This is a genomic window from Vibrio sp. B4-6 (genome assembly GCF_963888245.1).
GTDB lineage: Bacteria > Pseudomonadota > Gammaproteobacteria > Enterobacterales > Vibrionaceae > Vibrio > Vibrio anguillarum.
Genome location: NZ_CAWPIM010000066.1, coordinates 113,282 through 129,404, shown reverse-complemented (window position 1 = coordinate 129,404; position 16,123 = coordinate 113,282). Strand labels below are relative to the sequence as shown.

The window sequence follows — 16,123 nt, the reverse complement described above, 5'->3', positions numbered from 1 at the left end:
GGCTAAGCGACTTTCCCATACCTAAAGTTACCCGCGCTTTCCTAATTTAAGTGAACACTCTAAGTAACTTTTGTCCAGAAACGTGTTTCAGCGGATGGTCAAGTCTTTGTGATCATCGAGCGGTTCTGTCGTACCTTAATTACCAAGCGACTTTGTCATATGTTAACTCGCTACTGAATTTGTCGATGAGGTGAGGGGAGTTACGGGTCGTTTTTTCTGTAAGAAAGTTTCCTACAAAAAATTTAACTCCCAAATCCAATTATCACAAAAATATCAACTTATGGTTGCATTCGGCGATATCAACATATGGTTGTATTTTTTATAACTATCTGAAATATTGTAAAATATTAATATCAATTTATGGTTGTTGATACAACCATAATTAATCAGAGCCGCTTTTGCGGCTCTGATTAATTATGCCCCTCACTACGAAGAGTGTATCGCGCTGTTAAAAAGAAAATAATTGCCTAGCAAGAAAAAAGCCGCCAAAAATAGGCGGCTAAAAGTGTGCAAGCAAAGGTGTTGTTTAAGTCGAACCTGTCTTTCGCTACAAACAATAGACTGAAAAGGTGAGGTGCTCAACCCTGTCGTTCATGAAATGAGATTTGAAACAAGGTGCATATGTAATTATTGCATGTATAACTTGCATGGGTTCATTAGATATTCAGCTAGAACCACTTGGGGTCTCTGAGGTCAAGGCTTGGCGAGTGTAGGTAGTAGACGGTTTATAATAGATTATGCGGTTTTAAAATGTCAGCCAGCACCGAAATGGTTTTGGTACTGGCTGAGTTTTATCTAGATGTTGGTATCTTCAATCACGTCAAATAACCGTTCCACTCTTTGCTGTATGAGCATTGGGTACAACGTCTCTATTTAACCAATGGCTGATTACTTGCTGTAACGCATTTAATGACGTCGGTTTCTCTAAACGACCGTCCATCAGCTTGCTAATCATTTCTAGCTCACGTTCGCCAGATTCACCTGACAGCGCAATGATCGGAACCTGCGGAGAATGCGCCTTAATGATTTGGCTGGCTTCAAAACCATTCATAACTGGCATTTGAATATCCATCAAAATCAAATCGATGGAATTCGCTTTAAAGATTTCTACTGCATTTTCACCGTTGTTTGCCTGCAAGTTGTTAACACCAAGTTGGTTCAGATACATTTGAACTAGTGAGCGTTGTACTTCTTTATCGTCAACGATGAGCACCGTGGGTGCTTTGTTATTGGTTAGAAATGGCTTATCGATTGGTTGTATATCGTCAACGGTTCTTTGCTCGGTATTCGGTTTAGGTTGTTGCCAACTTTTGAAATCAGGAGTACGAAGCGAGTCGGCTTGGGGAGCATTGGGTACCATAGGAAAGTATAAGTGGAATTCCGTAAACTCCCCCAGTTTCGATTTGCATTCAACTCGGCCGCCAAAAGAGCGCATGACACGCTGGCAATAGCCGAGCCCCAGACCGCTGCCTCCGCTTTTTTGATAAGAGAAAAAGTCATCGAAAATCTTATAAGAAATGGCGTCGTCAATCCCCGGGCCTGTATCTCTGAAGATTAAAATATTTTCATAAGTACCGATTTGAGTTGTGATCTCAATTTGGCTATTTGGGTAGGAATCAAAATAATAAATTGCGTTACGAATCAAGTTGAAAATAACAAAGTTGAATAAGGTTTCATTAAGTTTTGCTACGAAGTCATCTTGTTGTGGTAAGTGAATTCGCTCAATTACTTTCTCGTTCTCAAAGCCATATTGACTGACCGCCTGATCAACGGCTTTGTGGATCGACGTCATCGTAATCGGTTCGTGTTCAGGTGAACTATCGCTGACCTCGCGCAAGATAATATCAATCAACTGCCGCCCACGTTGAATAGCCGCTTGGCCGTTCTCAATATCCTGTTTAATTTGTTGTGCGGGCGCTTGACTATCAATATGTTGCTTTAAAATTTCAAAATGCAATTGTACTTGAGCGAGCGGGTTACGCATTTCATGCGCAATTGAATTCGCTAATGCACGACTTTGGCAGACACGTCTATCCGCTTCAATAATACTTTGTATTCGGGTTAGCAAGGTTTGAAGTGCAGCGATTTCTTCATTAGAAAACATCTGATTATTGATTTTGTGTGGTGAGATTAATAAATGTGTGACCAATTTGCTGTGGCCAAACAGTGGCATAACCAACGCAGTATTGTTTGAGCTCATTTTGTCATAAAGGGCTTTGATCGAGTTTTTTGCCGCGGTTTTGTTGTCTAATTTTTCAAACAATTCATCAAACACTAGTGCGGTTTGTTTGGATGAAAGGTAACGTTCGTAGACGGTTTCGTTATAGTTACTATTAACGAACTGCAGCTTATCATCGGCGATGTATAATAACTGGCCTAAACGGCGCATCGCATCATCAATTGACCGCTTGAAATCGTCTTCCAAAGCGAGAATTTGCTCTACAGGAGTCTGCTGATTGCCGTAAATGAGTAAAGAGGCGTAACGGCTCAAGCGTTTGTAGAGTGGATTCCAAGTAATACCAATAAGTGCACAGAGTGGTATTGCAATCAGCCATTGGTTGCTGTCGGTGAGAGGGATGAAGATTGTGCCGAGCGGTATGAATAAAACCCCACATACTAACGCAGTATTGAGACACAGGTAAGCAAGGTATTTCACACTGTAGAAGCGTGAAGTGATAAGAGCATAGCCAACAAACATCATTTCGCTGATGGAGAGTGCCGGAGGTAGCCAAGAGAGTGAGAAATCTTGAAAGAAAAAGGTGATTCCTATGTGGATAACTAGTGTTGAAAGCATGTATACCAATATACCTGCAATAATATAATTGGTTTTGGCCAGTGCTAACTTACTACTATTGGTTCGCATTACGACCAAGTTAAATAACGTCAGTATCACTGAACATAGCATGGCATTAAAGAAGTAAGGTGTATGGGGCCCAAATTCAATGACAAACTCGCTCGGTCCGACAATATCAACATGTTTCACTGTGAGGTTAGATTGCAAGTTAATAAGTACGGAGTAGGCCGCTATAGTAATAAATATCAGCCGTTGCCAAAGGTGTACTTTGCCTTTTCTTTGTTCGGCAGAGAGCTGACATGAGAAATAGTAAGCAAAAACAAATGCAAGGGATGCAGAAATATTGGCAATTTCTGCCATAAAGATTGCTCTATTTACACCAAGCTCAACTAGCCAATCAGTATGGAAATATGCATTACTTCCTATCCAAGCGATGATACACGAGGAATAAGCGATGTAGGAGGCGTGGTGTGTGCCAAAAATCACTTCATTTTTTTGTTTAAGACGATAGCAATAGTAAGTTAACCAAACGAGCACCATGGCTACTGCTGCGATAAGCGTTATCGCTTTGGGATAGAGAATTGGATCTAAGTTGAGGTTAAGCATACTCTTTCTCTTTCCTTTTGGTTAAATCGTACTTCCTACGCTGAGAAACTGCATGTCGATAGTCACGAAAATTGGTATCACTGAAAACCTTATCCATCCTTTCAATCATCCAGAATCCACGATAACTTTGTTTTCCGTTATTATTTAAGTCGTTATATCCAGAACGGAAATACGATTTTGGTTCGATAGTTTGATAAAAATTGAGTATGAAAGGTTGTTCGATAATGGTGAAACCAATTTTATACCCCATTTGATTTAGTATTTGGATGAGCTTTTTTTGAGCAAGGTAGAGAAAATAGAGCTTTTGTTGAGCGTTACCACTGACGGTTAAACGCAGCACTTCACAGACCGCTTGCGTACCAGTCAATTGTCGCCGAAATTGATGATCGAATTCTGGGAGAGAGTCGCATTTCGACAGTGCTGGTTTGAAAAGCTGTAATTCCATCAAAACATCGTAACTATGATCGGGTAAACAGAATTGCCACTGTTCGTTACTGAATTGCTGTGCGTAACTAAGCCAAGTCTGATTTACTGACCAATCTTGTACCAACATTGAAGCGACCAGTGTGGGAGATGCTTCGTTATTAGGATGCTTGAGTAAAACAAAGTGCTTCCCTTTTTGTGATAAGGACAATAAAGGCAGCATCTCGTACCACTTTTCGCCTTTAATAAATAGCTCAAGATTGCTCAAGGTGATCGCATCTTTGATGGGCATTTTTTGCGGGTGACTGGGCGTTGTGACCCAAAGTTCAGAATCCTCTATCTGGTCGATCAAAAAACCACGGTAGGCACAGTCTTTAAGTGGCAGTTCGATACGATGAGGAGCATCCGCTTCGATAGGGAATAGTGTTTTTATAGCCGCAATTTCGCATTCACACCAGAAATCTAGCCAATGCGAATAACACTCGCTGACGGCTTGCTCAAGATGTGCTATCTCTTCACCGAATGTATTCGGATAGCGCCGGATGAGCTCTCGGTAGTCCATCAATTCAAACAGTATTGAGAAGCTTTTATTGTGATGTTCAGGAAATAGGTTGAGTAATTGGTTTTTGCGGTGCTCTGTAAGGGCGCGGAAAAGATCAGCTCGTTGCTGTGGTTGATAAGTATTGATGACGAACTCTACCAGAGCCCGCTGTTTTTTTTCAATAGGCAGACTGTTTGTCAGCCGTGAGCCTAAAGATGATATTATTTTCATAGAGTTAACCTAGCCTAGGTTTATTTAATTATTTAATTATTTAATTATTTAATTATTTTTTATTAGTTTTATTAGATAGGCTCCAGTAAATGAGATTTTGATTTAGGAGGGTATTTGGCGTCACGTCAGTCAGTACCAGTAACCGCGATTTTATTTGTACCTAACATTCTAAGTACCAGTTGCATATCCGCAGCAAGTTTACTACTTGCACTTACCCTCCACAACAGCGTTTTATAATAAAAGCCTTCCGAAGAAGGCTTTATCTATATGGTTAATTTATCAATTATTATCGTATCAATAGCATCGGTACGCTTGATTCGGCTAAGAGCCGAGTGGTGTTACTGCCAACAAAAAACTGACGAAGTTTAGAGTGTCCAAACGCGCCCATGACGATCATGCCAAGTTGGTTTTGTTGTTGGTACTGAAGAATCGCCTTATGAACTTCGCCAGATAAGCACGCTTCCACAACGTGAATACCGTTCGCACATAATTTCTCGGCGGCAGCTTTAAACGCGCTCGCTTTATCGTGGTTATCTTCCACCATCACCAAATGGCACTCCAGCCCTTTTAGCAGCGGTGTTTTAATCGCTTTATCCACTAATTTCTGGCTAATTTCACTGCCATCAAAGGCTAATAGATAGCTTTGTGGTGGCGTAAAATCACCCGTTGCCACTAAGGTGTGCGACTTCATTGTACGCACGATACTCTCTAATTGAGATCCAACAGCCATGGCGTCGTTTTGGTGCACTTCACCTGATTTACCGACCACCAATACACGAATTTCGTTTTCAAGATCAAGCAAAGTTTCTAACAGGTTGCCGTGCTTTTGCAGTTTACGCACATCTTGTAAACCTTGTTCATGAGCTTTGGTTTCTAGCTCATTGAGTAACGCTTTACCGTGCCTTAAGGCCAGTTTAGAACGCTTTTCGTCTAGTTCAATAAGCTCTTTCAATAGCTGTTCTCGGCTGCCTAAACCGATGTTACCAGATAACTCACTTTCGGTTTGATTGGCCGCTTTATCAAGTACGTGCAGTAAGGTTAACGGTGCTTGTAAGCTTTTGGCGGCCCACACGCTTAAATTGGCGACCGACTGTGAATAAATCGATCCATCGATGCAAGCAATAATATTGGTCATAATCTGTTCCTTAATGTCCGCCCATCAGCTTTTCAACTTCTTCTGGCTTACCATGCACGCCGAATTTATCGACAATCGTTGCTGTTGCTTCATTCATACCGATGATGTTTACATCGGTCCCTTCGCGTCGGAATTTGATAACAGCACGATCTAGCGAAGAAACCGAAGTAATATCCCAAAAGTGCGCTGCAGAGAGGTCGATAGTGACACGCTCTAAGACCTCTTTGAAGTCAAACGCGTTCATAAATTGATCTGACGAAGCAAAGAAGACTTGCCCAACAACACGATAGGTACGCTCTTCTCCATTTTCAGAGAGTTCACTTTTAACCACCATGAAGCGGCCAATTTTGTTAGCAAAGAAGAGAGAAGCAAGCAGCACGCCGACACCGACACCGATCGCTAAGTTATGGGTTGCAACCACAACAACGACGGTCGCGATCATCACGATGCTGGTAGAAAGTGGGTGAGTTTTGAGATCCTTTACCGAACTCCAAGAGAAGGTCCCAATGGAAACCATGATCATTACCGCGACTAAAGCCGCCATCGGGATGAGCTTGAGCCAATCACTTAAAAACACCACCATGATGATCAGTAGAATACCGGCGCAAAAAGTAGAGAGCCTGCCGCGTCCGCCGGATTTAATGTTGATGATCGATTGACCAATCATCGCACAACCGGCCATGCCGCCAAGAAAGCCAGTGGCAATATTGGCGATACCTTGGCCTTTACATTCGCGATTTTTATCACTGCTGGTATCGGTTAAATCGTCAACAATGGTTGCTGTCATCATTGATTCTAATAAACCGACAACGGCCAATCCGGCTGAATAAGGAAATATAATCCATAAGGTTTCAAGGTTGAGCGGAACATCTGGCCATAAAAATATCGGTAAAGTATCTGGTAATTCACCCATATCGCCCACAGTGCGAATATCAATGCCAAAGCTGATAGCAATCAGAGTTAAGGCGATAATGCACACTAATGGCGAAGGTAGCAATTTGCCAATCACAGGAACGTAGGGGAATAGGTAGATAATCGCCAGCCCACCGAGTGTCATGGCGTAAACGTGCCATGTTACATTGGTCAGCTCTGGTAATTGCGCCATAAAAATCAGAATCGCCAGCGCGTTAACAAACCCCGTCACGACCGAACGTGATACAAAACGCATCAAATCGCCCAGTTTGAGGTAACCGGCCAGTATTTGTAGAACCCCGGTCAAAACAGTGGCTGCCAGTAGATATTGTAAGCCATGCTCTTTGACTAAAGTGACCATCAATAACGCCATTGCTCCAGTGGCTGCTGAGATCATGCCGGGTCGTCCACCGACAATTGAAATGATCACGGCAATACTGAATGAAGCGTAAAGGCCGATTTTAGGGTCTACACCTGCGATGATAGAAAAGGCTATTGCCTCAGGAACTAATGCTAACGCAACGACAGTGCCAGCTAGAACATCCCCTCGCACATTGGAAAACCAATCGCGCTTAATATTTTGTAGCATACTTGATCTCTAAAAAATGAAATAAAAAGGTGAGTTGTGAGAGGTAAAGATCAATCTAGGGCGGCGTAAGCAGCATTCGCAACGTCTCTTAGTTGATTTTTAAAATGTGATCCTAATCATTGATGTGGTATAGGTCAACCAAACGATCGTTATTTGTATTGCAGTAATCATTTCTCCCGTTATCACGCTGCTTTTCAAGCGTCGCCCGTTGTGCGCGAGGGTAGTTCTGGTGTTTGACTTCCACTCTTTTGATCCTTACACTAAAACACATTCGATATTCCATATGTATTGTTTATGTGCCGCAGTTTATCTTTTTATAAATCCTTGTCTGAAGAAACGAGGCTCAAATCCTTGCTGCTGATGAAGCACAAAGGGCTGTTGTGTGTGTGTGATTTAATGAATGCGTTGCAATTAAGTCAGCCAAAAGTGTCTCGTCATTTAGCTGAACTGAGAAAAAATGAGCTAGTGATTGATGAACGGCGCGGTAAGTGGGTGTACTACCAAATCAATCCTGAGCTGGAAAGTTGGATGGTGCAGATATTGGACATCACGCTGAGCCACAATACCGCATTGATTGCGCAAGAGCTAACGCGCATTGCTCACCCATCTTGTCAAAATGAATGAAATTTTAGCGTTGCTATTTCGCCATGGCTGTAAGTAGAAAGTTGTGTGCGGCTCCCTTTTTAGACTGACCGAGAGATGTGATGTATGAGTGAATTACCTGTCTGCGCAGAAGCCTCTGCAGCCGAAAAAATGAGTTTTCTCGATCGCTATCTAACCTTGTGGATTTTCCTTGCTATGGGGCTCGGGGTAGCGATCGGTGTCTTCTTTCCGCAAGTGGCGCAGTGGAATGAGAGCATGTCGGTCGGTTCGACCAATATTCCGCTGGCGATCGGTTTGATTTTGATGATGTATCCACCGCTGGCAAAAGTGAATTACGGCCTACTAGGTGAAGTGACTCGTGATAAACGCGCCATCACACTCTCTTTAGTGATGAACTGGATTATCGGGCCTATCTTGATGTTTGCATTGGCGATCATTTTCTTACGCGATTATCCCGGTTATATGGTCGGACTGATCTTAATTGGTCTGGCGCGTTGCATCGCGATGGTATTGGTGTGGAATGATATCAGCGGTGGGAACAAAGAGTACGGCGCAGCGTTGGTGGCGCTCAACAGTGCATTTCAAATTGTCACTTACAGTTTTATGGCGTGGCTATTTATTACTGTTTTGCCGCCGTATTTTGGGCTCGAGAGCTTTGTGGTTGATATTACCATTCTCGATATCGCAGAAAGTGTGCTGATTTATCTCGGTATCCCATTTTTAGCTGGCTTTTTAAGTCGCAAATGGTTGGTGGCCGCGAAAGGTGAGCAATGGTACAACGAGGAGTTTATTCCGCGTATTTCACCGATTACGCTGGTGGCACTACTAGCGACGATAGTTTTGATGTTCAGCCTGAAAGGCGAGATGATCATTGAGCTGCCGATGGATGTAATACGCGTTGCCATCCCTTTAGTGATTTATTTCTTAGTGATGTTTTTTGTCAGCTTTTTCATTGGTAAAAAACTGGGCATTCCTTACGATCAAAATGCCTCAATTGCTTTTACCTCATCAGGCAACAACTTTGAACTGGCGATTGCGGTCTCCATTGCCGTGTTCGGTTTAAATTCCGATCAAGCATTTGCGGGTGTGATTGGGCCCTTGGTTGAAGTGCCGGTGTTGATTGCTTTGGTCAACGTCGCGCTGCGTATGAAAAAGAAATACTAGCGCTCTCTGAGTCCGAACTTCAGGATATTTTTCTCATTAAATTTCATAACCGTAGACTGTTTTGAAAATGTGAAATGTTTGTGAATGAGTTAGAAACGTCATCTATGTTCTGCTACGCACGAACTCTTGATCCCAATGTTGTGATGCATCGGGGTATGATGGACGTATCAAAAATAGATCTATTGGGAAATCGATTGTAATCAAAATGCCACAAAAGCCCTGCAACATACCATCAGCTATTTTACTGCTCGCTTTAGCATTGTTCTCTAAAGTCAGCGGTAACTTTTATTTAGCGGTAGCTTTTCTATTGACAGCGATTTCTTTTTATATAATACATGTGCATATCCGCATATGCAGAGATAAGTAAAATGCTACCTCATCAGTTTTTTAAATTGCTGTCCGATGAAACGCGGGTGCGCTGTTTACTCATGATTGCACGTGAGCAACGAGTGTGTGTCGGCGAGTTGACACAAGCGTTAAATGAGAGCCAACCGAAAATTTCTCGCCATCTGGCTCTACTTCGTTCCAGTGGCGTGGTGGTTGATACAAGGCAAGGCCAATGGGTGTTTTATCGATTATCGGACCAACTACCCGGATGGATGAAAAAACAAATTCAAGGGCTGGTGGAATCCAACTGCCTGAAAAAAGAATACCAACAAGATATGCAAAGGCTGGCAGAGATGGAATCTCGCCCAGAATGCTGTGTTTAGAAGGGATAAAAGGAAATAAAGATGTCGATTAAAGTCGGAATTAACGGATTTGGCCGCATTGGTCGTTTAGCATTAAGGGCGTCATTTGATTGGCCAGAGATCGAATTTGTGCAAATTAACGACGTTGCGGGTGACGCGGCGACCTTGGCTCATTTACTCGAATTTGATTCAATACAAGGCCGTTGGCATCACGAAGTGAGTGCCAATGAGCAAGCGATGGTCATTACTGGCAAAGCGATTCGCACTTCACAACAAAAGGCGATCAGTGATGTCGATTGGTCTGGTTGTGATGTGGTCATCGAAGCCACGGGAAAACACCGCAAGTCTGAGCTTTTGAATCAGTATTTAGCACAAGGTGTCAAACGCGTGGTGGTATCGGCTCCGGTAAAAGAAGCGGGGATTGCCAATATCGTGGTTGGGGTCAATGACCACATCTTTGATCCACAAATACATCAGATTGTTACGGCCGCTTCTTGCACCACCAACTGCATTGCGCCTATCGTCAAAGTGATTCATGAGCAACTGGGTATTGAACACTCATCGTTTACGACCATTCACGACTTGACCAACACGCAAACCATTTTGGATGCACCGCATAAAGATCTACGCCGCGCTCGCGCGTGTGGTATGAGCCTTATCCCGACCACAACCGGTTCTGCGACAGCGATTGTGGAAATCTTCCCCGATCTGAAAGACAAAATTAACGGTCACGCGGTGCGTGTGCCGCTAGCCAATGCCTCGTTAACCGACATTATTTTTGATGTGAAACGCGATACCAGCGCGGAAGAAGTCAACGCGCTACTGAAAGCCGCTTCAGAAAATGAGCTCAAAGGCATTCTCGGTTTTGAAGCGCGCCCACTAGTGTCGATTGATTACAAAGGCGATCAACGCTCAACGATTGTCGACGCACTCTCGACCATGGTGGTGGGCAAGCGCATGGTGAAAATTTACGCTTGGTATGATAACGAAATGGGTTACGCAACGCGTACCGCAGAATTAGTACGCAAAGTCGGTTTGGCATAAAGGAGCAAAGAAATGACACATCCTACATGGGAACTGCCTGTTGCAGAAAACAGCGCTGGTTTGGTATTGACGCCTTGCCCGGGGACAAAAGATCTTCCTCTGGTTGAGAGTATTGAACAACTGAGATCTCAAGGTGTTACCGTTGTGGTGACGGCTCTAAGTCACGAAGAGATGCAAGAGAAAGGCGTTGGCGACTTGCCTAAAGTGGTTGAGCAAGCGGGGCTGCAATGGTTTCACGCCCCAATTGAAGATGATTGCGCGCCCGACCATCAGTTTCAAACGCATTGGCAAAGTATCTCCCCGTCACTTCATCAGGCGCTTGCCAAGGGAGATAAGATTGCCATGCATTGCATGGGTGGATCGGGTCGTACTGGTTTACTTGCTGCTCATTTATTGCTGGAGAAAGGTTGGGAACTGCAAAACATTATTACTCAAGTTCAATCATTAAGGCCGGGTGCGTTTACCAAAGATGTACAAGTTGAGTACATCAAACAATTTGTTAATCAATAACAGTCCCAAAGAGCTGCCTTAGGCGGCTCTTTTGCAAAGAGAGTGATTATGCTGTCTCAGCTCAACCAAAACGTTCGCCAGTACATGCTAGTGACTTTTAATTATTGGAATTTTACCGTCACTGACGGCGCGCTGCGCATGTTGGTGGTGTTGTATTTTTATGATTTGGGTTATTCGACCTTAGCGATTGCGTCTTTGTTTCTCTTTTATGAATTTTTTGGCGTGGTCACTAACCTGATTGGCGGTTGGCTTGGTGCGCGTTTAGGGCTGAATCGCACCATGAATATTGGCCTTGGCATGCAAATATTCGCGCTCTTGATGCTTGCTGTACCTGCTGCATGGTTAACCATTCCTTGGGTGATGGCGGCGCAGGCGTTATCGGGCATCGCCAAAGATCTCAATAAAATGAGTGCAAAAAGTGCGATCAAAACATTAGTCCCTGAAAATGCACAAGGGGCACTCTACAAGTGGATAGCCATTCTTACGGGTTCAAAAAACGCTCTAAAAGGGGCCGGCTTTTTTCTCGGTGGCGTCTTGCTCTCTTGGATCGGCTTTCAATATGCGGTAGCGGCTATGGCGGCGGTATTGCTGTTGGTTTTTATCGGCAGTTTGCTTAGCTTGCAAGCCGATATTGGCAAAGCCAAAACCAAACCGAAATTTTCAGAGATTTTCTCCAAATCGCGCAGCGTGAATATTTTATCGGCGGCTCGCCTATTTTTATTTGGCGCGCGAGACGTTTGGTTTGTGATTGCCTTACCCATTTATCTGGGCAGCGTTTTTGGTTGGGATCACAGTGCCGTGGGCGGCTTTTTAGCCTTATGGGTGATTGGCTACGGCGTGATCCAAGGGTTTGCTCCTAAAATAACGGGCAGTGCTTCAGACCAAGTGCCAGATGGGCACTCTGCGCTCGGTTGGGCGGCGCTATTGGCGCTGATTACCGGTTTGATCGCCTACAGCATTCAAGCGCAGTGGCATCCGGAAGTCGTGATCATCGCGGGGTTACTGCTTTTCGGCGCGGTCTTTGCGATTAACTCATCGCTGCATTCCTATTTGATCGTGAGCTATGCCAAGGGGGATGGTGTATCGCTTGATGTTGGTTTTTACTACATGGCAAACGCGATGGGGCGTTTAATCGGTACCGTGCTTTCCGGGTGGGTTTTCCAACTTTGGGGATTAGCGGCGTGTTTGTGGGTTTCGTTTGGTTTTCTGCTGCTGACCACTCTCATTTCATTGGGGCTCCCGAAAAGCAAAGCTGTGTTGACGAGCGAACCGTAGCTTCACCAGCAGATCACTATTCCAGTAGATGGAGATTGTGATAGAGTCCGTGCTTTATTGAATGAATTGAGTCAGTCACATGAGAGCTTTTGTTGTAAGGGCCCGCGCCGCTTCCACGGATAAACAGACTTTTTTAGCCTCTGTTGGGCAAGAAGCCCACACCGAAATTTTGGCCCACGTACTCATGAACGCTATTTTTACTGCGCAGTCGCATCGTGATGACGTGGTGGTCTACTTAGTGCTGGAAAGTACGCAAGATTTCTCGCGGACTTTATGCTTTGAGTCGAGCCAGTTGCACAATATCGGTGGCTTTCACGAGCAAGCCTTGCTGACCAAAATAGGCCTCGCTTTAGATGTTTCTGTGGGTATGGGCAAAGAGCAAACCCGAGAGGCCGAGCAAGGGCTCACGGTTGAAACGATCAGTTTTGAAAAGTTGGTGCAGCGCCTTTCGGATAGTTACCATTTGTATTTACTGGATAAAAAAGGCGAAAGTGTCCGTGAGCATCAATTTTCTGACGACAGCTGCTTTTTACTTACTGACCACATCCCGATGCCGAAAAAAAGTTGGAACAGTTTAAAGCGCCTTAATACACAGAAAATCAGCCTTGGGCCTCGAATGCTGTTTGCCTCGCAGTGCATTGTGCTGATCCAGAATGAGTTAGATATTCGCGGTCTTTAAAAAGTCTTCTTCAAACTCATTTTTACTTTTTTTATCTGTGCTTCTTTATCAATTGGGCTGTGCTGATCGGAGTGTAAAAACCGATCCGCATAGTCTTGATAAATCTCTTTTTCTAAAAAGAGTAAGTAAAGCTTCGGATCAATATGGCCTGTGGTGGCCATGGTGGTCATGATCGCGATCGATTCGCTGAGCGTTTTGGCCTTTTTATAGGGGCGATCGCTAGAGGTCAGTGCTTCAAACACATCGGCTATTGCCATCACTCGAGCGGGGATGGAAAGCTGCTCTTCATTTAAACCTCTTGGATAACCCGCGCCATCCATTCGTTCATGGTGGCTTCCCGCAATATCAGGAACGTTTTTCATATGTTCAGGATAAGGTAGCCGCTTGAGCATCATGATGGTTTGCACAATGTGATCATTAATCATGAAGCGTTCTTCGTTAGTGAGCGTGCCACGGCGAATGGACAAATTATAGAGCTCACCTCGGTTATAGCGCAGTTCTCCCGGTTGTAAAATAAAGTTTTCTTGCCACAGATCTTGTGGACGGCAACCGTTCACCCAGTGCAACTGATGTACGGGTTTATCATCAAGCAAGCGCTCCATAGTGGGCAATGGTTTTGACTCTCCTGCACGTTGGTTCTCTATCCAAGAAGTACCGAGTTGATCATCTAAGGTCCGTTTCCACTCTCTTTGCGCAATTCGCTCTAAGCGGGAAAGGTCATCATCGCTCATAAACTCACTGCCAATATTACACTGCGCGACGAAAGCAAATTCCTCATCGAGGATTTGTTGGTTCGTCAGCAACTGCTGCTTGAGATCTGGCTCGTTCTTGCCCTGCGCAACACCTTGCCAGTAGTCCGTTTCAGCTTGACATTTGAGCAGCTCAAAACGCATTCTAATTTCGTGAATTCTGTCGTAGATCGTTTCTAATTTGGTCGCTTTATCAATCACATATTCAGGCGTGGTCACTTTTCCACAATCATGCAACCAAGCGGCGAGAGTGAGCTCTTCCCACTCTTCATTGGTCATGGAAAATTGTGGGAAATAGGTGCGATCGTTTTCCGCCGCTTTAGTGATCATTTTGGTTAATTCAGGAACTCGCTGACAATGGCCGCCCGTGTAAGGGGATTTGGTATCAATGGCTGATGCGATTAATTCAATAAACGAGTTGAGCATCTCCTTTTGCCGTTGCATTTTGTCGATATTGTCTTTAGCGATTTCGGCAAAACTGAGCAGCTCTCGTAAAAATGCATGTTTGTCTTGCTGATCGGGAGTGATGGCCCGTTCGTAGCCTAGGTTTAATACGCCAACTAACTGCTTGTCTCGGTTGAGCAGTGGGAAAAGATAAAGATCAGAATTATACAGCTCATCTTTATGTTTACGCATCGAATTATCGGTTTTAGATAAGTGAACCGTTTGGCCTTTGCGCAGTTCAGAAAGTAGCCACGGCATCTCTTGAGACAACTGGTTGATATCAAGCTTAAAGGGAATGATGGCGTGGTTTGCTGCGGTGATAAATTGGTTATTTTCGTTGGCATAAGTGTAGAGCAAAATAGTTTCAGCTCGAGTGATCAAATAGCTTTGATGGGTAATCGTTTTGGCTAACACACCGAATTCTTGGTTGCTGGCGGTTTCGCGTAATAGTCGCAGCAAGTCGTGCAGTGTATGCTCCATGAGCTCTATCGATTGGGTTAAATTGGCAACTTCGCGGATCCGGCTTTTTGGGTAGCGTGTCTTTTTAAATTCAAAGCGCGTGATGTTGTCGGTCAATTGCACTAGGTTACCTAAAGGGCTGGCGAGCCTTTGCGCCACAAAACCAACTACTGCAAAAGCGATAGCGAGCATGATTAACGCGACAAAAATCTGCTGATCTCGCATCGAGAGCAAATCTGCGATCAAATCGTCTTGCGGTACCGCTTCTGCTAGCAACAAGCGTACATTGTCGTTTAAAAGTACCGGCGTTAACGTCACCGACCACGTTGTGCCATTCATATTGACCGTTTCATACAAAGTTTGGCTGCTGACCCGATTCAATATTGGTGCAAAAGTACTTTGCTGTAGCTGCTGTGCAATCTGTGAGGGATCTTGTTGTAGCTCGAACTTAGTATTGTGTTGGGCGAGTGGTCTAAATTGATTATCGAACAAAATGAGCTGAGCACTGTCAGAAAAACCCATCGTACTCATCTGTTTTGACAGTGAGTCAAGCGTGAAATCGGCGCCAAGCACACTCTTTCCATCGGCCGATCTACGTGACAGTGTGACGCCGCTCGTTTGTAGGAAGAAAAAGAAATAAGGTTCCGTTAAGCGTATCGCGCCATCTTGACTTGCCGAGGTAAACCAAGGACGCACGCGAGGATCAAATTTATTATTGTTATCTTGTTTGTCGAGCAGGCTTTCAAGGTTCTGGTCTAAATAGATAAAGCGGTTAGTGCCATCAACTTGAGTGTAATGGGCCAATAGCTGAGCTTGCGCGGGGGCATCAAAACGCTGTTTGGCTTTATCAAAGCTCAGCGAGCGAAATGTAGTACAAGCTCCAGCTTCGTCACAATAATAGAGCGCGACCAACTGTGGATTACGTTGGAAGGTCAGCCAAACGGTGGCGAGTTGGCGTGGGTCCGAGATGACTTTATCCGGTTGATCAATTACGTTACTAAAAGCTAAAAAATCGAGCGTAGTCAAGATAGGTGCGGCACTTTGTTTAAATGCTGATTCCAGTTTTTTGCTGTTTTCGCTACTTAATCCTTGTGCACTTACCGTCAGTAGTTGCTGACTATGGTGATAACTTATGCCAATCAATACAATGCCGATCACCATGGCGAGCACTAAAAAGAGACTCGTAATGTGAATGCTCAGTGAGTAACGACGTCGTTTCATAACCAACTCCGAATTGGATGACATTGCTAAGTATTGTTCAATGTGGGTAAGTTGC

Annotated in this window: 13 protein-coding genes; 7 read left to right on the top strand and 6 right to left on the bottom strand. The window is 44.3% G+C overall.

Features of this window, described 5'->3' with window-relative positions; translation table 11 throughout:
- Positions 1-820 precede the first annotated feature (820 nt).
- The 5 genes from luxN to AACV20_RS14785 form a co-directional block, all read right to left on the bottom strand.
- A complete protein-coding gene (gene luxN, locus AACV20_RS14805) occupies positions 821-3,400 on the bottom strand; it encodes a quorum-sensing autoinducer 1 sensor kinase/phosphatase LuxN (RefSeq protein ID WP_170907556.1) in 2,580 nt (859 codons plus the stop codon).
- Positions 3,393-4,595 (bottom strand): acyl-homoserine-lactone synthase VanM, encoded by a 1,203-nt coding sequence (gene vanM, locus AACV20_RS14800; protein ID WP_013868032.1) that lies wholly within the window; start codon positions 4,593-4,595, stop codon positions 3,393-3,395. The genes luxN and vanM overlap by 8 nt, the downstream gene beginning before the upstream one ends.
- A gap of 286 nt (positions 4,596-4,881) precedes the next feature.
- Positions 4,882-5,730 (bottom strand): universal stress protein, encoded by an 849-nt coding sequence (locus tag AACV20_RS14795; RefSeq protein ID WP_088733490.1) that lies wholly within the window; start codon positions 5,728-5,730, stop codon positions 4,882-4,884.
- Between the two features lie 10 nt (positions 5,731-5,740).
- Positions 5,741-7,231 (bottom strand): SulP family inorganic anion transporter, encoded by a 1,491-nt coding sequence (locus AACV20_RS14790; protein WP_013868030.1) that lies wholly within the window; start codon positions 7,229-7,231, stop codon positions 5,741-5,743.
- A gap of 112 nt (positions 7,232-7,343) precedes the next feature.
- Positions 7,344-7,475, bottom strand: coding sequence for a hypothetical protein (locus AACV20_RS14785; RefSeq protein WP_272870258.1), 132 nt, complete (start codon positions 7,473-7,475; stop codon positions 7,344-7,346).
- Positions 7,476-7,525: 50 nt separating this feature from the next.
- Between AACV20_RS14785 and AACV20_RS14780 the strand changes: the two genes are divergently transcribed.
- The 7 genes from AACV20_RS14780 to trmY all read left to right on the top strand — a co-directional run bounded on the left by AACV20_RS14780 (position 7,526) and on the right by trmY (position 13,195).
- The gene (locus AACV20_RS14780) at positions 7,526-7,855 is read left to right on the top strand and encodes a metalloregulator ArsR/SmtB family transcription factor (RefSeq protein WP_170907555.1); all 330 of its coding nucleotides are present in this window, start codon (positions 7,526-7,528) and stop codon (positions 7,853-7,855) included.
- Positions 7,856-7,939: 84 nt separating this feature from the next.
- Positions 7,940-8,998, top strand: a complete 1,059-nt coding sequence (gene arsB, locus AACV20_RS14775) for an ACR3 family arsenite efflux transporter (RefSeq protein WP_170907554.1) — start codon at positions 7,940-7,942, stop codon at positions 8,996-8,998.
- Positions 8,999-9,366: 368 nt separating this feature from the next.
- On the top strand, positions 9,367-9,708 hold the full coding sequence (locus AACV20_RS14770; protein WP_013868027.1) for a metalloregulator ArsR/SmtB family transcription factor: 342 nt from the start codon (positions 9,367-9,369) through the stop codon (positions 9,706-9,708).
- 21 nt (positions 9,709-9,729) lie between these two features.
- Positions 9,730-10,731 carry an ArsJ-associated glyceraldehyde-3-phosphate dehydrogenase gene (locus AACV20_RS14765; protein ID WP_170907553.1) on the top strand — a complete coding sequence of 334 codons (1,002 nt, stop codon included), beginning with the start codon at positions 9,730-9,732 and terminating at the stop codon, positions 10,729-10,731.
- Positions 10,732-10,743: 12 nt separating this feature from the next.
- Positions 10,744-11,241 (top strand): cyclin-dependent kinase inhibitor 3 family protein, encoded by a 498-nt coding sequence (locus tag AACV20_RS14760; protein ID WP_094147403.1) that lies wholly within the window; start codon positions 10,744-10,746, stop codon positions 11,239-11,241.
- A 42-nt stretch (positions 11,242-11,283) separates the two neighbouring features.
- A complete protein-coding gene (gene arsJ, locus AACV20_RS14755) occupies positions 11,284-12,516 on the top strand; it encodes an organoarsenical effux MFS transporter ArsJ (protein ID WP_170900310.1) in 1,233 nt (410 codons plus the stop codon).
- A gap of 79 nt (positions 12,517-12,595) precedes the next feature.
- Complete coding sequence (gene trmY, locus AACV20_RS14750; protein WP_170907552.1) at positions 12,596-13,195, top strand: tRNA (pseudouridine(54)-N(1))-methyltransferase TrmY; 600 nt, start codon at positions 12,596-12,598, stop codon at positions 13,193-13,195.
- Here trmY and AACV20_RS14745 read toward each other — a convergent pair.
- Positions 13,192-16,068: an HD domain-containing phosphohydrolase gene (locus AACV20_RS14745; protein ID WP_306685490.1), complete on the bottom strand. Its 2,877-nt coding sequence runs from the start codon at positions 16,066-16,068 to the stop codon at positions 13,192-13,194. The genes trmY and AACV20_RS14745 overlap by 4 nt on opposite strands.
- Positions 16,069-16,123 lie beyond the last annotated feature (55 nt).

Bases quoted from the DNA above. Each gene is read 5' to 3' on its own strand.
- luxN (WP_170907556.1), bottom strand. From the start codon at position 3,400: ATGCTTAACCTCAACTTAGATCCAATTCTCTATCCCAAAGCGATAACG.
- vanM (WP_013868032.1), bottom strand. From the start codon at position 4,595: ATGAAAATAATATCATCTTTAGGCTCACGGCTGACAAACAGTCTGCCT.
- AACV20_RS14795 (WP_088733490.1), bottom strand. From the start codon at position 5,730: ATGACCAATATTATTGCTTGCATCGATGGATCGATTTATTCACAGTCG.
- AACV20_RS14790 (WP_013868030.1), bottom strand. From the start codon at position 7,231: ATGCTACAAAATATTAAGCGCGATTGGTTTTCCAATGTGCGAGGGGAT.
- AACV20_RS14780 (WP_170907555.1), top strand. From the start codon at position 7,526: ATGTGCCGCAGTTTATCTTTTTATAAATCCTTGTCTGAAGAAACGAGG.
- arsB (WP_170907554.1), top strand. From the start codon at position 7,940: ATGAGTGAATTACCTGTCTGCGCAGAAGCCTCTGCAGCCGAAAAAATG.
- AACV20_RS14770 (WP_013868027.1), top strand. From the start codon at position 9,367: ATGCTACCTCATCAGTTTTTTAAATTGCTGTCCGATGAAACGCGGGTG.
- AACV20_RS14765 (WP_170907553.1), top strand. From the start codon at position 9,730: ATGTCGATTAAAGTCGGAATTAACGGATTTGGCCGCATTGGTCGTTTA.
- AACV20_RS14760 (WP_094147403.1), top strand. From the start codon at position 10,744: ATGACACATCCTACATGGGAACTGCCTGTTGCAGAAAACAGCGCTGGT.
- trmY (WP_170907552.1), top strand. From the start codon at position 12,596: ATGAGAGCTTTTGTTGTAAGGGCCCGCGCCGCTTCCACGGATAAACAG.
- AACV20_RS14745 (WP_306685490.1), bottom strand. From the start codon at position 16,068: ATGAAACGACGTCGTTACTCACTGAGCATTCACATTACGAGTCTCTTT.